The organism is Nonomuraea sp. NPDC003727 (assembly GCF_053586935.1).
The window spans coordinates 38587-54859 of record NZ_JBSFNE010000021.1 but is presented as its reverse complement, the minus strand read 5'-3'; the positions used below and the strand labels follow the sequence as shown (position 1 = coordinate 54859).

The window sequence follows — 16273 nt, the reverse complement described above, 5'->3', positions numbered from 1 at the left end:
CTCCTTAACCAAGCGATTGCTCGGGACCGGTTCTTAGAGTAGCTTGCCGCTCATGGGATTCGCTGCGGTCGCGGGCGTGCGGCTGTTCTACACCGACGACGGCTCAGGCGACACGACGCTGCTGCTCGTCCACGGCTGGGGCGCCGACTCCCATCAGTGGGCGCGACACATCCCCACCCTCGCCGGCAGGCACCGGGTCATCGCGGTTGACCTGCGCGGGCACGGCTACTCCTCGGCGGAGGACAAGGGCAACAACCCCGTCCGCATGAGCGAGGACCTCGTCGACCTGCTCGACCTGCTCGACGTCGAGCGGTGCGTGATCGTCGGCCACTCCATGGGCGCGGTGATCGCCTCCCGCCTGGCCGTCGAGCACCCCGCGCGCGTCACCGCCGTCATCGGCGTGGACCCCGGCTACGGACGTCCCGACGAGGTCGTGGCCATGGCGGTCGCGATGCGGGAGGCCCCGGCCGTCCAGATCGACCAGTGGTGCTACACCCCCGCCTCCCCCGGCTGGCTGCGCGAGTGGCACCGGCGGCGGCTGCTGGCGACACCGCCGCACGTGCTGGCCGAGGCGTACGACGGGCTGTGGTCGGGAGAGGAGGCGATCGGCTCGCGCGGCGCGGCCGAGCCGTACCTGTCTCGCCGGACCTGCCCCGTGCTCACGTTCTGGACCGACCCCGCGCAGGCGGCGTGGGAGACGGGCCTGTTCACCCACCCCGCCTCGCGCACGGTCTGCTGGCAGGGCAGCGGACACCGGCTGCACGAGGAGCGGCCCGCCGAGTTCTTGCTCGTGGTCAACCAATGGCTGAAGGAGATCTCCCGGTGAAGTTCGCCATCTTTCTGAACCCCCAGATCCCCGGCTCGGGGTACGCGGCCGAGGAGAACGCGCGGGCCAAGCGGCCGATCGGACGGGACACCGAGTCGTACCAGAGGCTGCTGCACGAGGTGCGGGAGATCGCGGTGCACGCCGACCGGATCGGCTTCGACGCGCTCATGATGACCGAGCACCACTTCCACTCGGAAGGGATGGAGTTCTCGGTCAACCCGCTGATGTTCCTGACCGACCTGGCCGCGCGAACCGAGCGCATCCTGCTGGCGCCGCTCGGACTCGTGCTGCCCGCCTGGGATCCGATCAGGGCGGCGGAGGACGTGGCACTGCTCGACCAGTTCTCCAAGGGACGGCTGCGGCTGGGCGTGGCGCGCGGCTACCAGAACCGGTGGATGAACGTCCTGGGCCAGCGCTGGCACGCGGCGGCGGCCAGGTCGGACGGCTCGTCGAGCGACAACCGCAACTTCGACGTCTTCGGCGAGATCCTCAAGATCATGAAGATGGCCTGGACGCAGGAGACCCTCCGCTACAAGTCCGACGTCCTCGACTACCAGGTGCCGTATCCCTTCGAGGGGATCGAGGGGTGGCCCGCCACCGAGTGGACGCGGACCTTCGGCGCGCCCGGCGAGCTCGACGACGACGACCGGGTCCAGGCGGTCAGCGTCTGCCCCCGGCCGTACCAGAACCCGCACCCCGAGCTGTGGCAGCCGTTCACTATCTCCGACCGCTCGGTCATCAGGGCGGCGCAGGAGGACATCCTGCCGTGGATGTTCACCCCCAACCCCGACGACCACGCCGCGAAGGCCAAGCTCTACCAGGAGGAGTCGGCCAAGCAGGGCCGTCACTACAAGCTGGGCGAGCACACCGGCATCCTCAAGATCGTCGGGATCGCGGACACCACCGAGGAGGCGATCAACACCTACGGCAGGAACATCCCCAAGGACTTCGCCGCCTTCTTCGGACCGTTCGGCTACCTCGAGGTGCTGCGCAAGAAGGAGGACGACAAGCACCGGCCGATCTCGCCGGAGAAGGGCGACGTGCGGCGGATGAACGACGTCGAGATGGCACTGTTCGGCTCACCCGACGACGTCAAGCGCGGCATCCAGCGCATGCTCGACCGCATGCCCGACCTGGAGTGGTTCGGCCTGTACATGCAGGGCCAGCAGGGCGTGCTCCCACTCGACACGGTCAAGCGCAACCTCGAACTGTTCGCCACCAAGGTCATTCCGGAGTTTCAGTGAAGTTCTGGCTCGGCGCCTCCTTCTGCGACACCTCCGAGTTCCTCGACCTGGCGGTGGCCGCCGAACGCTGCGGGTTCGACACCTTCACGCTGTCGGACCACCTGTTCTTCGCCGACTTCAGCACGCCGTACCCCTACGGCAGGATGCGCTGGACGGCAGAGACGCACTGGCCGGACGTGTGGGTGACGATCGGCGCGATGGCGGCGGTGACCACGCGGCTGCGCTTCTCGCCCAACGTCTACATCGCGCCGGCGCGCGACCTGATCACCGTGGCCAAGCAGGTGTCGACGGCCGCCGTCCTGTCCGGCGACCGGGTGAGCTTCGGGGTGGGCGTCGGCTGGTGCAAGGAGGAGTTCGTCGCCACCGGACAGGACTTCCACACGCGCGGGCGCAGGCTGGACGAGATGATCCCCCGCCTGCGGGAGCTGTGGTCGGGCGAGCAGGTGGACCTGCCGGGGTTGCCGCCGCTGTCGATGTCGCCCGTGCCCGCCGCGCCCGTCCCGATCTACGTCGGCGGCGACAGCGAGGCGGCGCTGCGCAGGGCGGCCAGGGTCGGTGACGGCTGGATCGGCAACCGGATCTACACCGAGGAGCAGATCGACGCCGTCCTCGCCGACCTGCGCCGCTACCTGAAGGAGTACGGCAGGCAGGAGGACGCGCTCGAGATCATCGCCCCGCTGGCGGTGCTCCCGGAGGCGGCCACCTACCGGCGCTTCGCCGACAAGGGCATCACCGGCACGATGGCCGCGCCGTGGTGGCTGTCGCCCGAAGAGCCCAAGGTCGACACGATGGAGCGCTTCGCCGAGGAGGTCATCGCCAGGATGTGAGACGTGCCGGGGGCCCGGTCGGCGGCGGGCGTCCCGGGGGCGTGGTCGGGCGGGCGGCGCGGGGCCGATAGCCTCGACGCATGCTGGAAGAGATCATGGCGACCCGCTATGTGACCCCGTTGCGGGAGGGTGGGTCGCTGCCGGGGGTGGTCGAGGCCGACGACCTCGGCACCTACGTCGTGAAGTTCCGTGGCGCCGGGCAGGGGCCCAAGGTGCTCGTCGCCGAGATCATCTGCGCCGAGCTGGCCAGGCGGCTCGGCCTGCGCACCCCCGAGCTCAAGCTCGTCGACCTCGACCCGCAGATCGGCCTGCGCGAGCCTGACTTCGAGATCCAGGCGCTGCTGCAGGCCAGCGCCGGGCGTAACGTCGCGATCGACTTCCTGCCCGGCGCCCTCGGCTTCGACCCCCTGTCCTGGCGTCCCGACGCGGGCTTCGCCGCCGAGGTGCTGTGGTTCGACGGCCTGATCCACAACGTCGACAGGACGTGGCGCAACCCCAACCTGCTGGTCTGGCACCACGACACCTGGCTCATCGACCACGGCGCGGCGTTGTGGTTCCACTACAGCTGGAAGAGCGCCGACCCGCAGCGGCCCTTCGACGCCGCGGACCATGTCCTGGCGCCGTTCGCGGCCGACGTGTCCCTGGCGGGCGACCGGCTCGCCGCGAAGATCACCAGGGAGCTGCTGGCCGAGGTGACCGCGCTCGTGCCCGACGAGTGGCTGGAGGGCGAGCAGGGCTTCGAGTCGGCGCAGGCCGTACGCGACGCGTATGTCGACCACCTGCTGGCCCGCGCCCACGGCCCGCGCGAGTGGCTGACGGTCGCGGCGAAGGCCGCGCCGAAGAGCGGGCCGGGCTCGGTCGGCGCTTTCTGGAAGCAGGGAGACAAGTGATGGGACGCGACGTCTACGAGTACGCCGTCATCCGTGTCATCCCGCAGATGGAGCGCGGCGAGCAGATCAACGTCGGGATCCTGCTGTACTGCCAGCCGCGCGACTACCTGTGCGCCCGCGTGGAGCTCGACGAGGACCGCCTGCGCGCCCTCGACCCCTCCGCCGACCCCGGCGAGGTACGGCTCGCGCTGGCGGGCTACGAGCTGGCCTGCGGTGAGGCGGCGGGGCCGTTGGAGCGCGAGTCGCTGGGCAGCAGGTTCCGCTGGCTGACCGCGCCCCGCAGCACGGTCGTCCAGACCTCCCCGGTCCACGCGGGGCTGACCACGGACCCGGAGGGCGAGCTCACCCGCCTGTTCGACCGTCTCGTCCGCCTCTGAGGGCGGCGGGCCGGACGCCAGGCTCACGACACCGACCATGAGGAGCCCTCGATGACCGTTCGCCGCGTCGTGCCCAACCTGACCTCCGCCGCCTTCGACGACAGCAGGGACTTCTACCGGCTGCTCGGCTTCGAGGAGGTGATGAACCACGGCTGGATCATGACCCTCGCCTCCCCCGGTCAGCCCACCGCCCAGATCAGCGTCATGACCACCGACCTGACGGGTCCGGTGAACCCGGACCTGAGCGTCGAGGTCGACGACGTGGACGCCGCCTACGCGGCCGTGGTGAAGAGCGGCGCCGAGATCGTGCACCCGCTGAGCGACGAGGAGTGGGGCGTGCGCCGGTTCTTCGTCCGCGACCCCGGCGGCCGCGTGATCAACGTCCTGGGCCACCGCTAGCCGGGCGGGCGGGGGCTGGTCCGCCGGGTCGCCGGAGCGTTACCGTTGAAGAAAGACTGCTCCGTCCCCCAGCGGTGGCCGATCGGTGCGCTCGACAGCGCCGGAGGTGCCCATGAACGACTACCCGCCGATCGCGGACCACGGCATAGTCGGGGATCTGCAAACCGCCGCCCTCGTCTCCGGCACGGGCACCATCGACTGGTGGTGCACGCCCCGCTTCGACTCCCCGAGCCTGTTCGCCTCCATCCTGGACAGCGATCGCGGGGGGCACTGCCGGCTCGCCGCCGACCTGGACGGCGTCTCCGAGGCGACGGTCCGGCAGCTCTATCTGCCGGACACCGCGGTCCTGGTCACCCGCTTCATGGCGCCCGGCGGGGTCGGGGAGGTCGCCGACTTCATGGAGCCGGACACCTCCGCCACCCCGTCCGACCGGCACCGCCTGGTGCGGGCGATCCGGATGGTTCGCGGCAGTCTGCCCTTCGAGCTGGTCTGCCGTCCCCGCTTCGACTACGGCCGGGCGCAGCACACCCTCGCCTTCCTCGACGACGGGTCGGCTCTCTTCCACGGTCCTGGCACGGACCTCCACCTGCAGGCCAGCTTCCCTCTCACCCTGCATCCGGACGGCAACGACGTCACCGCCCGCTTCACCCTCCAGGCCGGCGACGTGGTCGCCATCACGCTGACGAGCGACCGCAGCGGCCGGCCCACGACCCCGCTGACCGGCGACGACGTCCTTCGCAGTTTCGAGGCCTGCACGGGCTTCTGGCTCGGCTGGCTGCGCGCGTCGCGCTACCGCGGCCGCTGGCAGGACATGGTGAACCGGGCGGCGATCACTCTCAAGCTGCTCACCTACGCGCCCACCGGCGCGCCGATCGCCGCGGCCACCATGGGCCTGCCCGAGCAGATCGGCGGCGAGCGCAACTGGGACTACCGCTACACCTGGGTCCGTGACGCCTCTCTGTCGGTCAGGGCGCTGATCGACCTCGGCTTCGTCGAGGAGGCCCACGCCTTCCGCCGGTGGCTGCGTGACCGTCTGCTCGACGGCGGCACCACCTCGGGCGAGCCGCTGCAGATCATGTATCGGATCGACGGCGACCCGCACCTGACCGAGGAGATCCTGCCCCACCTGGAGGGCTACCGGAAGTCGGCGCCGGTCCGGGCCGGCAACGCCGCCGCCGGCCAGATCCAGCTCGACATCTACGGCGAGGCCGCCGACGCCCTGGCGCAGACCCGTAACGTGGGGGGCATCCGCGGCTGGCAGGCCCTCGCGGGGCTGCTCGACTGGCTGTCCGACAACTGGGACCGCCCCGACGAGGGGATCTGGGAGACCCGCGGCGGGCAGCAGGAGTTCACCTTCAGCCGCCTGATGACGTGGGTCGCCTTCGACCGCGGCATCCGCATGGCCACCACGCACTCCCGCCCGGCCGGCCTGGCCCGCTGGCTGAACGCCCGCGACGCCGTCTTCGACCAGATCGTCACGCGCGGCTGGAACGCGGACCGGCGGGCGTTCGTCCAGCACTACGCCACCGACGTCCTGGACGCCTCGCTCCTGCTCATGCCGCGCGTCGGGTTCCTCGATCCCCGTGACCCCGACTGGCTGAGCACTCTCGACGCCATGGACAGGGAGCTGGTCAGCGACAGCCTCGTCTACCGCTACGACCCGGCCGCCTCCCCTGACGGGCTGCGCGGCTCGGAGGGCACCTTCAACCTGTGCAGCTTCCTCTACGTGGAGGCCCTGGCCCGCTCAGGGCGGCTGCGGCAGGCCCGCTACGCCTTCGACAAGATGCTCACCTACGCCAACCACGTCGGCCTGTTCGCCGAGGAGATCGGCCCGTCGGGCGAGCAGCTCGGCAACTTCCCGCAGGCCTTCACCCATCTGGCGCTCGTCGCCGCGGCCATGGCCCTGGACGAGGAGCTCGACCGCGCGCACCAGTAGGGCCGCCGTGCGCCTCGCGGCTAGGGGCGGGCGTCGATCTGCCGGGCCAGGCCGTCCAGCAGCATGTCCAGCCCGAAGCGGAAGGCGCCTTCGGGGTCGCTGGCCATGCCGGTGGCCTCGCCGAGGCTCGTCGAGACCCGCCGCGCGACCGGATAGGAGGTGCCCGCCGTCGCCGCGGCCAGGGCGGGGGCGACGCCTTCCCACCACTGCACGTCGGTGAGCGCGCTCTCCTCCCTGATGCGCCGCAGCGAGATCACCCAGCGTGCCGCGCTGGAGACCAGCCCGAGGATCGCCGTGAGCGCCCGGTCCATCTCGATGTCGCTCAGCCCCAGCCCGTCGAGGGCCGAAAGCTCGGCCTCGTACTTGCCGGACACCCCGGGGCCTGGCACCGGACGGCCGGGCGCGGCCTCCACCGTCCACGGATGGGCCATGTGGTGGTCCCAGTTGGCCTGCGCGATGCGCTCGGCCCTGGCTCGCCACGGTCCGGCCTGCGCGGGCGGCGGTCCCTCGGCGTAGACCGCCGCGGCGACGGCGTCGAGCATGAGCTCGATGAGTTCCGAGCGGCCCGCGATGTAGGGGTAGAGGGCCATCGGGCTGACGCCGAGGTCGCCGGCCACCCTGCGGATGGTGAGCGCGTCGAGCCCCTCCTGGTCGGCCACGGCGATCGCGGCGTCCGTGATGCGTTTGGGGGTGAGCCCTGATCGGCTCACCGCCTCGGCGGGCCGCCACAGCAGCCCGATCAGCTTGATCGGGTCTCCCGGCCGCTCGGCTCTCTTCGCCACCGTCAACTCCCTTCGGTTTACGCTGTACTATACATTGTCCGAAACGATGGGAGGGCACGTGAACAGCGAAATGACCGTTCCTACCCCGATCCAGGTGAAGGGGGTGCGCAAGCGGTTCCCCGGCACCGAACGTCCCGCGCTCGACGGCGTCGACCTCACGGTGGCGACGGGCCGGATCTGCGCGTTGCTCGGCGGCAACGGCGCGGGCAAGACCACGATGGTCAGGATCCTGGCCACCCTGACCAGGGCGGACGCGGGCACCGTCCACGTCGCCGGCTGGGACGTGGACAAGGCGGCGACACGGGTGCGGGCCGCGATCGGGCTCGTCGGCCAGTACGCGGCGCTGGACGAGCTGCTGAGCGCCCGGGAGAACCTCGAACTGTTCGGCAGGCTGGCGGGCCTGGACCGGCGCCGCGCCCGCGCACGGGCCGGCGAGCTGCTCGACAAGGCGGGGCTGACCGAGGCGGGCGGGCGAGCGGTGGGCGCCTTCTCCGGCGGGATGCGCAGGCGCCTCGACCTGGTGACCTCCCTCATCACCACGCCGAGCGTGCTCTTCGTCGACGAGCCCACCACGGGCCTCGACCCGCAGGCGCGGCGCGACCTGTGGAGCTCGGTGCGCGCCCTCGCCCAGGCGGGCACCACCGTCCTGCTGACCACCCAGTACCTCGAGGAGGCCGACGCGCTGGCCGACGACGTGGTGATCCTGCGCGAGGGAAGGGTCATCGCCCAGGGCACGCCCGAAGACCTCAAGAAGCTCGTCGGCGAGCCCCGCATGGAGCTGCGCGCGCCGACCCTCGAAGACGTCTACCTCCACCTGTACGCCACCTCACCCGCCGGAGCGCCCTCATGACGACCATCCCTCTGGCAGGCTCCACGGCGGCGCCGGTGCGGACGCGCCTGTGGCGCGAGGCGACCATCCTGGCGGGCCGTACCATCAGGCACTGGCGGGCCAGGCCGGCCGCCTTCGCGGTCCAGCTGCTGTTCCCCGTGCTCGTCATCCTCATGATGGGCGGCCTGCTCGGCGGCGCGATCGCGGGAAGCGCGGGGGGCTACATCCTGTTCGTCATCCCGGGTGTCCTGGCGTTCACGATGCTGTTCGGCGTCGAGACGACGATGATCGCGGTGACGACCGACGCGGCCAAGACGGTGACCGACCGGTTCCGCTCCATGCCCATCTCGCGGGGCTCGGTCCTGCTCGGCCGCGTGCTCGCCGACATGCTGACCTCGGTCGTGGAGGTCGTCGTGATCACGCTGGCCGGCCTGGCCCTCGGATGGCGGTGGGAGAACGGCGTCCTGCCCGCCCTGGCCGCCTACGGGCTGCTGCTCTGGTTGCGCTTCGGCCTGCTGTGGGTGGGGGTGTGGGCCGGGCTGACGGTGGGCTCGCCGGAGGCGGTGAGCGCCGCGCAGCTGCTGGCCTGGCCGATCGGCTTCCTGTCGACCGTGTTCGTCCAGCCGGTCACGATGCCGGTCTGGCTCGGCGCGATCGCCGAGGCGAACCCGCTGTCGGCCACGGCGACCGCCGTCCGCGAGCTGTTCACCGGTGTCCACCAGCCGGGGCTGACGTGGGCGGCCGGGCACCCGCTCGTCATCGCGCTGGCCGCGCCGCTCCTGCTCACCGCGGTCTTCGGGCCCCTGGCGGTGCGCGCGTTCAAGGGGCTGGGCCGATGAGCCCCTACGACGAGGTGATCCGCGTCCGCGGCGCGCGGGAGAACAGCCTCAAGAACGTCGATGTCGACATCCCCAAGCGCCGGCTCACCGTCGTCACCGGCGTCTCGGGATCGGGCAAGTCGTCGCTGGTCTTCGACACGCTCGCGGCCGAGTCCGGACGGCAGCTCAACGAGACCTTCACGGCCTTCGCGCAGGGGCGGCTGCCCAGCTACGGCCAGCCCGACGTCGACCACCTGGAGAACCTGTCCGCGGTGATCATCGTGGACCAGAAGCGGCTGTCGGGCGGCCCCCGCTCCACCGTGGGCACCGCGACCGACATCGGCGCCCGCCTGCGGCTGCTGTTCTCCAGGCTCGGCGAGCCCCCGGCCGGCTACTCCAACGCCTACAGCTTCAACGACCCGGCGGGCATGTGCCCGAACTGCCAGGGCCTGGGCGTGGCCGCCACGGTCGTCGAGTCCGAGCTCGTCGACGACGACCGGTCGCTGGCCGAGGGCGCGATCACGTTCCCGGCGTTCGCGCCCGGCCAGTGGATGTGGAAGGCGTACGCCCGGTCGGGCTTCTTCGACGTCGACAAGAAGATCCGCGACTACACCGCCGAGGAACGCGACATCCTCCTGCACGCTCCCCCCGACACGCTGAAACCGCCCGCGGGCATGGACGCCGTCGGCACCGCCTACGAAGGGGTGCTGTCCCGGTTCTCCCGCATCTACCTGCAACGGGAACCCGAGTCGTTCAAGGGGGCGCAGCGGGAGGCGTTCGAGCGGATCGTGGCCAGGCGCCGCTGCCCCGAGTGCGACGGCTCCCGCCTGGCCGCGCCCGCCCGGGCCAGCCTCATCGGCGGCCACTCCATCGCCGACTGCAACGCGATGCAGGTGGACGACCTGCTGGAGACGATCGGCGCCGTCGACCGCCCCGAGGTCGCGCCGCTGCTGTCGGTGCTGCGCGAGCACCTGCGCCGCATGGTCACCCTGGGGCTGGGATACCTCAGTCTCGACCGCGCCACCTCGACCCTCTCGGGCGGCGAGTCGCAGCGCGTCAAGATGGTGCGCCATCTCGGCAGCGCCCTCACCGACATGCTGTACGTCTTCGACGAACCCACCGTCGGCCTGCACCCGCGCGACGTGGACACGCTCGGCGAGATGCTCCTCGCCCTGCGCGACCGCGGCAACACGGTGATCGTCGTCGAGCACGCCCCCGAGGTCATGGCGATCGCCGACCACTGCGTCGACATGGGGCCGGGAGCGGGGGCCGCGGGAGGCCGCGTCGTCTTCGAGGGCACCTACGCCGAGCTCCGCCGGGCCGACACCCCCACCGGCGCGGGGCTGCGAGCCGACCGGGCCAAGCGCGGCGACCCGCGGCCGGCCACCGGCTGGACGGTGATCGAGCACGCCCGCTCGAACAACCTGCGCGACGTCACCGTGCGCGTCCCGCGCGACGTCATGACGGTGGTCACGGGGGTCGCCGGGTCCGGCAAGAGCAGCCTCGTCCTCGGCCACCTGCCAGCCGCCGAGCCGGACGCGGTCGTGATCGACCAGCGGCCCATCCGCGGCTCCCGCCGCTCCAGCCCGGCGACGTTCACCGGGCTGCTGGACTCCGTCCGCCAGATCTTCGCCAGGGCCACCCGCCGGCCGGTCGGCCTGTTCACCCCCAACTCGACCGGCGGGTGCCCGGCCTGCGAGGGGACCGGTCTGATCTACACCGACCTGGCGTTCATGGAGGGCGTCACCACCCGCTGCGAGTCCTGCCGGGGCAGGCGCTTCACGGCCGAGGCGCAGCGGCACGCGGTCAACGGGCGCACGATCGCCGACGTCTTCGAGATGAGCGTCAACGACGCCCAGGCCTTCTTCACCCAGAAACCCGTCAGGGAGGTCCTCGACCGCCTCGACGCCGTCGGTCTCGGCTACCTCACCCTCGGCCAGCCGCTCACCTCCCTGTCCGGCGGGGAACGCCAGCGGCTCAAGCTCGCCACCGAGCTGGCCGCCCCCGGCCGGACCATCATCCTCGACGAGCCGACGACGGGGCTGCACATCGCCGACGTCGAACGGCTCGTCGGCCTCCTCGACCGGATGGTGGACTCCGGCTCGACCGTCGTCGTGATCGAGCACAACCTCGACGTGATCCGCGCCGCCGACTGGATCATCGACCTCGGGCCTGAGGCCGGGCACGACGGCGGCCGGATCGTCTTCGAGGGCACGCCGCGGGACATGGTCGCCACCTCCTCGACCCACACCGCCCAGCACCTGCGCCGGCACCTGGAGGCCAGCGGTCTCGTCTGAGGGCCGGGCGCGGCCGGGACCGGGTGACCCGGCTCACGCCCGGCGGCCGCGGGCCGAGCCGGCGGGCCGGGCGCCCGCCACCCCTCGGGGGAGGCCCACCGGCTCTCAGGGTGGTTTCAGGGTCGTCCCTGAAGGCGAGTCCCCGCGGGTGTAGGAACGTAAGATCCGTGAAGACGAAAAAGATGATCGTGATGGCGGGGCTGCTGGGCCTCGGCGTGCTGACGACAGGCTGCGGCGTCGTGGGCGCCGAGCAGCGCGAGAACTCCTCCTACGACGTCACCGACAAGGTGTCAGGCGTCAGGATCGAGGGCGACGCGGGCAACGTGGTGGTGACCGAGTCCGACCGCGAGGGCATCCACGTGTCGGAGACCCTCATGTGGCGTAACACCAAGCCGACGGCCACGCACACGGTGCGGGGCGACACGCTGGTGCTGACGTTCTCCTGCCCGCCCGCGGTCGGGATCATCAGCTGCGACGTCGACTACGAGGTCGAGGTGCCGCGCGGCCTCAAGATCAAGGCCATGGTCGACTCGGGCGACGTGACGCTGCGCGCGCTGTCCGGCGAGGTCGAGGCGACCAGCGACTCCGGCACCATCGAGGCCAGCGACCTGACGGCCAAGCGCGTGACGGCCGAGAGCGACTCGGGCGACCTGAACCTCGCGTTCACCGCGCAGCCCGACCGGGTCAAGACGACGACGGACTCAGGGACGACCGAGGTGCGCGTGCCGCAGGGGCCGTACAAGGTCATGGCGAAGACCGGCTCGGGGGACAAGAAGGTGAACACCGAGACCGACGCGTCGGCCACCCGGGTGATCGACATGCGCAGCGACTCGGGCGACGTCGAGGTCGTCACCCCGTAGCGGGCGCCAGGTCACCGCCCGCCGACGGCGCCCGGCGCGATACGGGTGCCGCCGCCGGCCGGCGGACAGCGGCGGCGCGGGACCGGCGAGGGGGTACACCTGGCCCACGTGCCCGTCGGCGCCCTCGGAAACCCCGCTCCGGCCGCGGGTCAGTGCTCGACGGTCACCACGATCTTGCCGATCTGCGCGTTCGACTCCAGGTACCGGTGGGCCTCGACGATCTGGCCCAGCTCGAAGGTACGGTCCACGACGGGCCGGAAGGCGCCCGAACGCAGCCCGGAGGCCACGAAGGCCGCCGCCCGGCGCATCCGCTCAGGCTGCCGGGCCGTCTCGAGCATGGTGTACGTACGCATGTTCACGGCAGGCATGCCGAGCTCGATCGCCGGATAGGGGGTCGGCTCGCCGCTCAGCGCCCCGTACACGAGGAGCGTGCCGTCGGCGGCGACCACCCTGGCCAGGTCACGCACGCCGGGACCGGCGACGGCGTCGAAGACGAACTCGGCGCCCCGGCCGCCGGTGGCTGCCAGCACCCGCTCGACCGCGTCCTCCGACTCGGTGACGATCACCTCCGCCGCGCCCTCCTTCAGCAGGGCCTCCTTCTTGGCGGCGGTACGGGTGAGGGCGATCGGCGTCGCGCCGACACGCTCGGCGACGTGGATGGCGGCCAGCCCCACGCTGCTGGACGCGGCGTTCAGCACGACCGTGTCGCCGGGCCGCATCCCGCCGACCTCCACCAGCGCGCCGTAGGCCGTCACGTACGGCATCCACACCGCCGCGCCCTCGACCGCGCCCAGCCCCTCGGGGCGGGACACCACCGCCGACGCGGGCACGATCGCCCGCTCGGCGTAGACGCCGTAGTCGTTCTGCGAGAAGGCGGGCACGGTGCTGACGGGCTGCCCCGGCGCGAACCCGGTGACGCCCTCCCCGACCGCCTCGATCACGCCGGCGGCCTCGGAACCCAGCCTGGCGGGGAAGCGCCGCACCGGCTCGATGTAGTGGCCGGTGCGGAACAGCACCTCGGCCCTGTTCAGCCCGATCGCGTCCACCCGGATGCGCACCTCGCCCGGACCCGGCTCACCGGCCTCCACGTCCTCCAGCCGCATCACCTCGGGGCCGCCGAGCTCGTGGAACAGCACCGTCCTGGCCATCACGCCATCCTTTCGCCGTGGGAACGATGGTCCACTCAACCCTGGAAGTACGACGGCTGTCAAACTTCGATGGCTGTCGTACAATGACGGGCATGGAAGACGATCGCATCCCACCGCACCCCGACGTCCGGACGATCACGCTTCAGCAGGTCCTCGAGGCCCTCGTCGACCCGGTACGGCGGAGCATCGTCACGCAGCTCCACGACGCCACCACCGACGTCCGGTGCGGGGGGTTCGACCTGCGCGTGAGCAATTCCACGGCCACGCACCACTTCCGGGTCCTGCGCGAGGCCGGCCTCATCCGGCAGTACTACGTCGGCACCTCGCGGATGAACGCGCTGAGGCGCGAGGAGTTCGGCGCGGCCTTCCCCGGCCTGCTCGACGCCGTCGTCACCGCCGAGCGCGCCGCCACGCCACCGGCGCACGATGCCGCCGGCCGCGGGCGAGCCGTCTAGAACAGGACGGACATGAAGGTGTCGACCTCGCGGAAGCCGACCTTGCGGTAGACGGCCCGGGCCGCGTGGTTGTAGTCGTTGACGTAGAGCGACACCACCGGCGCGAAGCAGGACAGCGCCGCCTCCACCACCGCCGCCATCCCCGCCACGGCGTGGCCGTGACCGCGCAGCGCGGGGTTGACCCACACGCCCTGGATCTGGCACGCCTGCGGGGTTACCGCCCCGATCTCGGCCTTGAAGACCACCGCGCCGTCGTCGATGCGGGCATAGGAGCGGCCGATGCGGATCAGCTCGGCCACCCGCGTGCGGTAGAGCGCGCCGCCGTCGCCGCCGTTGGGCGAGACACCCACCTCCTCGGTGAACATCGCCACGCAGGCCGGCAGCAGGATGTCGAACTCCTCGGGCCGCACCCGCCGTACCAGCGGGTCGGCGGGCACCGGCGGCTTCTGGGAGGTCGCCATCACCGGCTGCGACCAGCGGATCGCCCTGGCCTGCCCCCAGTACGGCTCCAGCCGCTCCCACAACATCTCGACCGCGGTGGCCGGGCCCACGATCGACGAGCACCTGCGCCCCTGCTTGCGGGCCCGCTCGGCGAAGGCGTGCACGGCCTCGGGGCCGGCGTTGACCGGCACGAGGTTGGCTCCGGCGTAGCAGAGCGAGGTGAGCGCGCCACGCGGCCCGAACCCCCACATCTGCCCGCCCAGGCGCGTCGGGTGCAACCCGACGCTCCGCACCCTGGAGGCGACGAAGACGTTCGCGACAGGATCGGTGTCGAGAAGTGCGAGCACTTCGTCCCTGTCGCTGTCATCGAGCACGCGCGACGCCGATGTCCGCAGCATCACACCGGCCAGCCTACGCGACCTGCCCCCTTTTGACAGGAACCAGCGCACCTATCGGACGCCGAGCAGCCCCGGCAGCGGCGCCGGCGCGGTCTCCTCCGCCGCCATGCGGTTGGTGACGACCGGCGCGGGGCGGCCCCGGCAGGAGGTGTCGGCCGCCGGGAGGGTGCCGTCCTGCAGGTAGCGGACCAGATGCGCGTCGACACAGCTGTTGCCGGCCAGCGAGACGCCGTGGTTGCCGCCCGGCTCGACGACCATGCGGGCGCTGGGGAAGCGCCGCCGCAGGTGCATGGCCCCCTCGTACGGCGTGGCCGCGTCGCGGCGCGACTGGAGCATCAGGATCGGCGGCAGCGCGGGGTCCGCCTTGACGGTGACGGGCGTGCCCCCCGGCTCGGCCCAGAACGCGCACGGCGCGTTGTACCAGGCGTTCGGCCAGGTCATGAAGGGCGCGACGCGGTGCATCCTGGTCATGTCGGCGTGCCACCTGGACCAGTCGCGTGGCCACGCCGCGTCGCGGCACTGCACGCCCAGGTAGACCGCGTAGGAGTTCTCGTCCTCGGCGTCCTGGACGGCGTGCTGGCGCCAGGCGGCGACCAGGTCCTGCACGTCGCCCTGCCGGACGTAACGCGACCACGCCCCGGCCAGCTGCGGCCAGACCGCGTTGGCGTAGCCGCCCACGGTGAACAGGTCGTCGAGCTCGCTCGGGCCGACCACGCCGCCCGCGGGCCTGGCGGCCAGCCGCCGGCGCATGGAGTAGTAGGCGAAGGAGGTCTGCCTCGTCGTGCGGCCCAGGCCGTAGACGTTGTTGTGCCTGGCCGTCCAGTCCAGGAAGTCGCGGTGGCGTCGCTCGAACGCCGTGTTCTGGGCGAGGTTGGTCTGGTACCAGTTGCCGCCGGGGTCGACCGAACTGTCGAGGACCAGGCGCTTGACCCTGCCGGGGAACAGGGTGGCGTAGACCGCGCCGAGGTAGGTGCCGTAGGAGTAGCCGAGGTAGCTGATGCGGTCCTCGTCCAGCGCGGCCCTGATGCGGTCGAGGTCGCGCGCGGAGTTCTCGGTGGTCAGGTACGGCAGCATCCAGGCCCACAGGTTGCCGCAGCGGTCGGCGTAGTCCTTGGCCCTGCCGAGCAGCGCCTGCTCGGCGGCCGGCCCGCTCGGCACCTGGTCGGGGCGCGGCGCGGCGAAGTAGCGCTCCGGGTCCACGCAGCGCAGCGCGGGCTCGCTCTTGCCCACCCCGCGCGGGTCGAAGCCGATGACGTCGAAGCGGCCGGCCAGCTGCGGCGGCAGGCTCGCGGCGACGTGCTTGGCCATGTCCTGGCCCGACGCGCCGGGCCCGCCGGGGTTGACCAGCAGGACGCCGAGGTGGTTGGCGTCGCGGGAGACCGAGCCCTTGATCCGGTTGAGCGCCAGCGTGATGTGCTGGCCGTACGGGTCGCGGTAGTCGAGGGGCACCCTGACCTGCCCGCACTCCACACCCGGCTGCTCCGGCTCGACCGCCGCCGGCGGGGTGATCCCCACCCCGCCGAGCACCCGGTCGGTGACCGAGGTCTGCTTCCCGCACGGCCCCCAGACCACCTGGCCGGCGATCGCCCTCGTCTGGGCGTCCGCGGCACCGTTGACTCCTGTGGCCAGCAGCGCCAATACCGCACCGATCCCGACAACCCGCTTCACCCGGCTGCACTCCCTCTGCTCAATGGGACGAAGCGATGATGCCGTGAGCGACCAGACGAACACGCAGTGTATCCAGGA

General features: G+C 71.8%; 16 protein-coding genes. 12 read left to right on the top strand and 4 right to left on the bottom strand.

Annotated features, from left to right (window positions below; genetic code table 11):
- The first annotated feature begins 52 nt into the window (after window positions 1–52).
- The 7 genes from ACWDLG_RS37325 (at window position 53) to ACWDLG_RS37295 (ending at window position 6499) form a co-directional block, all read left to right on the top strand.
- Window positions 53–826, top strand: coding sequence for an alpha/beta fold hydrolase (locus ACWDLG_RS37325; RefSeq protein WP_449929170.1), 774 nt, complete (start codon window positions 53–55; stop codon window positions 824–826).
- Window positions 823–2070 (top strand): LLM class flavin-dependent oxidoreductase, encoded by a 1248-nt coding sequence (locus ACWDLG_RS37320; protein WP_449929169.1) that lies wholly within the window; start codon window positions 823–825, stop codon window positions 2068–2070. The genes ACWDLG_RS37325 and ACWDLG_RS37320 overlap by 4 nt, the downstream gene beginning before the upstream one ends.
- Complete coding sequence (locus tag ACWDLG_RS37315; protein WP_354917937.1) at window positions 2067–2897, top strand: TIGR03619 family F420-dependent LLM class oxidoreductase; 831 nt, start codon at window positions 2067–2069, stop codon at window positions 2895–2897. The genes ACWDLG_RS37320 and ACWDLG_RS37315 overlap by 4 nt, the downstream gene beginning before the upstream one ends.
- 80 nt (window positions 2898–2977) lie before the next feature.
- The gene (locus ACWDLG_RS37310; protein WP_449929167.1) at window positions 2978–3787 is read left to right on the top strand and encodes a HipA family kinase; all 810 of its coding nucleotides are present in this window, start codon (window positions 2978–2980) and stop codon (window positions 3785–3787) included.
- On the top strand, window positions 3787–4164 hold the full coding sequence (locus ACWDLG_RS37305; RefSeq protein ID WP_449929165.1) for a DUF3037 domain-containing protein: 378 nt from the start codon (window positions 3787–3789) through the stop codon (window positions 4162–4164). The genes ACWDLG_RS37310 and ACWDLG_RS37305 overlap by 1 nt, the downstream gene beginning before the upstream one ends.
- Before the next feature lie 51 nt (window positions 4165–4215).
- Window positions 4216–4563: a VOC family protein gene (locus tag ACWDLG_RS37300; protein ID WP_449929163.1), complete on the top strand. Its 348-nt coding sequence runs from the start codon at window positions 4216–4218 to the stop codon at window positions 4561–4563.
- A gap of 112 nt (window positions 4564–4675) precedes the next feature.
- Window positions 4676–6499 (top strand): glycoside hydrolase family 15 protein, encoded by a 1824-nt coding sequence (locus tag ACWDLG_RS37295; RefSeq protein WP_449929161.1) that lies wholly within the window; start codon window positions 4676–4678, stop codon window positions 6497–6499.
- A gap of 20 nt (window positions 6500–6519) precedes the next feature.
- Here ACWDLG_RS37295 and ACWDLG_RS37290 read toward each other — a convergent pair whose 3' ends face one another.
- On the bottom strand, window positions 6520–7281 hold the full coding sequence (locus tag ACWDLG_RS37290; protein ID WP_449929159.1) for a TetR/AcrR family transcriptional regulator: 762 nt from the start codon (window positions 7279–7281) through the stop codon (window positions 6520–6522).
- Window positions 7282–7339: 58 nt separating this feature from the next.
- On the opposite strand from ACWDLG_RS37290, the gene ACWDLG_RS37285 reads away from it, so the two are divergent.
- The 4 genes from ACWDLG_RS37285 to ACWDLG_RS37270 all read left to right on the top strand — a co-directional run bounded on the left by ACWDLG_RS37285 (window position 7340) and on the right by ACWDLG_RS37270 (window position 12085).
- Window positions 7340–8131 (top strand): ABC transporter ATP-binding protein, encoded by a 792-nt coding sequence (locus ACWDLG_RS37285; protein WP_449929157.1) that lies wholly within the window; start codon window positions 7340–7342, stop codon window positions 8129–8131.
- A complete protein-coding gene (locus ACWDLG_RS37280; protein WP_449929155.1) occupies window positions 8128–8949 on the top strand; it encodes an ABC transporter permease in 822 nt (273 codons plus the stop codon). The genes ACWDLG_RS37285 and ACWDLG_RS37280 overlap by 4 nt, the downstream gene beginning before the upstream one ends.
- Window positions 8946–11225, top strand: coding sequence for an ATP-binding cassette domain-containing protein (locus tag ACWDLG_RS37275; protein WP_449929153.1), 2280 nt, complete (start codon window positions 8946–8948; stop codon window positions 11223–11225). Before ACWDLG_RS37280 ends, ACWDLG_RS37275 begins: the two co-directional genes overlap by 4 nt.
- A 167-nt stretch (window positions 11226–11392) precedes the next feature.
- Window positions 11393–12085: a DUF4097 family beta strand repeat-containing protein gene (locus ACWDLG_RS37270; protein WP_449929151.1), complete on the top strand. Its 693-nt coding sequence runs from the start codon at window positions 11393–11395 to the stop codon at window positions 12083–12085.
- 149 nt (window positions 12086–12234) lie between these two features.
- Here ACWDLG_RS37270 and ACWDLG_RS37265 read toward each other — a convergent pair whose 3' ends face one another.
- Window positions 12235–13233, bottom strand: coding sequence for a zinc-dependent alcohol dehydrogenase family protein (locus tag ACWDLG_RS37265; RefSeq protein WP_449929149.1), 999 nt, complete (start codon window positions 13231–13233; stop codon window positions 12235–12237).
- Window positions 13234–13325: 92 nt separating this feature from the next.
- On the opposite strand from ACWDLG_RS37265, the gene ACWDLG_RS37260 reads away from it, so the two are divergent.
- Window positions 13326–13688, top strand: a complete 363-nt coding sequence (locus ACWDLG_RS37260) for an ArsR/SmtB family transcription factor (protein WP_354917907.1) — start codon at window positions 13326–13328, stop codon at window positions 13686–13688.
- Here ACWDLG_RS37260 and ACWDLG_RS37255 read toward each other — a convergent pair.
- Both ACWDLG_RS37255 and ACWDLG_RS37250 read right to left on the bottom strand, forming a co-directional pair.
- Window positions 13685–14527 (bottom strand): GNAT family N-acetyltransferase, encoded by an 843-nt coding sequence (locus ACWDLG_RS37255; protein ID WP_449929272.1) that lies wholly within the window; start codon window positions 14525–14527, stop codon window positions 13685–13687. The two genes, ACWDLG_RS37260 and ACWDLG_RS37255, sit on opposite strands and share 4 nt — an antisense overlap.
- A gap of 51 nt (window positions 14528–14578) precedes the next feature.
- Window positions 14579–16195, bottom strand: a complete 1617-nt coding sequence (locus ACWDLG_RS37250; protein WP_449929147.1) for an alpha/beta hydrolase — start codon at window positions 16193–16195, stop codon at window positions 14579–14581.
- Window positions 16196–16273: the final 78 nt, after the last annotated feature.

Excerpts from the sequence above, each read along its gene's own strand:
- ACWDLG_RS37280 (WP_449929155.1), top strand. The coding sequence starts at position 8,128 with ATGACGACCATCCCTCTGGCAGGCTCCACGGCGGCGCCGGTGCGGACG.
- ACWDLG_RS37275 (WP_449929153.1), top strand. The coding sequence starts at position 8,946 with ATGAGCCCCTACGACGAGGTGATCCGCGTCCGCGGCGCGCGGGAGAAC.
- ACWDLG_RS37295 (WP_449929161.1), top strand. The coding sequence starts at position 4,676 with ATGAACGACTACCCGCCGATCGCGGACCACGGCATAGTCGGGGATCTG.
- ACWDLG_RS37260 (WP_354917907.1), top strand. The coding sequence starts at position 13,326 with ATGGAAGACGATCGCATCCCACCGCACCCCGACGTCCGGACGATCACG.
- ACWDLG_RS37310 (WP_449929167.1), top strand. The coding sequence starts at position 2,978 with ATGCTGGAAGAGATCATGGCGACCCGCTATGTGACCCCGTTGCGGGAG.
- ACWDLG_RS37265 (WP_449929149.1), bottom strand. The coding sequence starts at position 13,233 with ATGGCCAGGACGGTGCTGTTCCACGAGCTCGGCGGCCCCGAGGTGATG.
- ACWDLG_RS37300 (WP_449929163.1), top strand. The coding sequence starts at position 4,216 with ATGACCGTTCGCCGCGTCGTGCCCAACCTGACCTCCGCCGCCTTCGAC.
- ACWDLG_RS37325 (WP_449929170.1), top strand. The coding sequence starts at position 53 with ATGGGATTCGCTGCGGTCGCGGGCGTGCGGCTGTTCTACACCGACGAC.
- ACWDLG_RS37305 (WP_449929165.1), top strand. The coding sequence starts at position 3,787 with ATGGGACGCGACGTCTACGAGTACGCCGTCATCCGTGTCATCCCGCAG.
- ACWDLG_RS37255 (WP_449929272.1), bottom strand. The coding sequence starts at position 14,527 with ATGCTGCGGACATCGGCGTCGCGCGTGCTCGATGACAGCGACAGGGAC.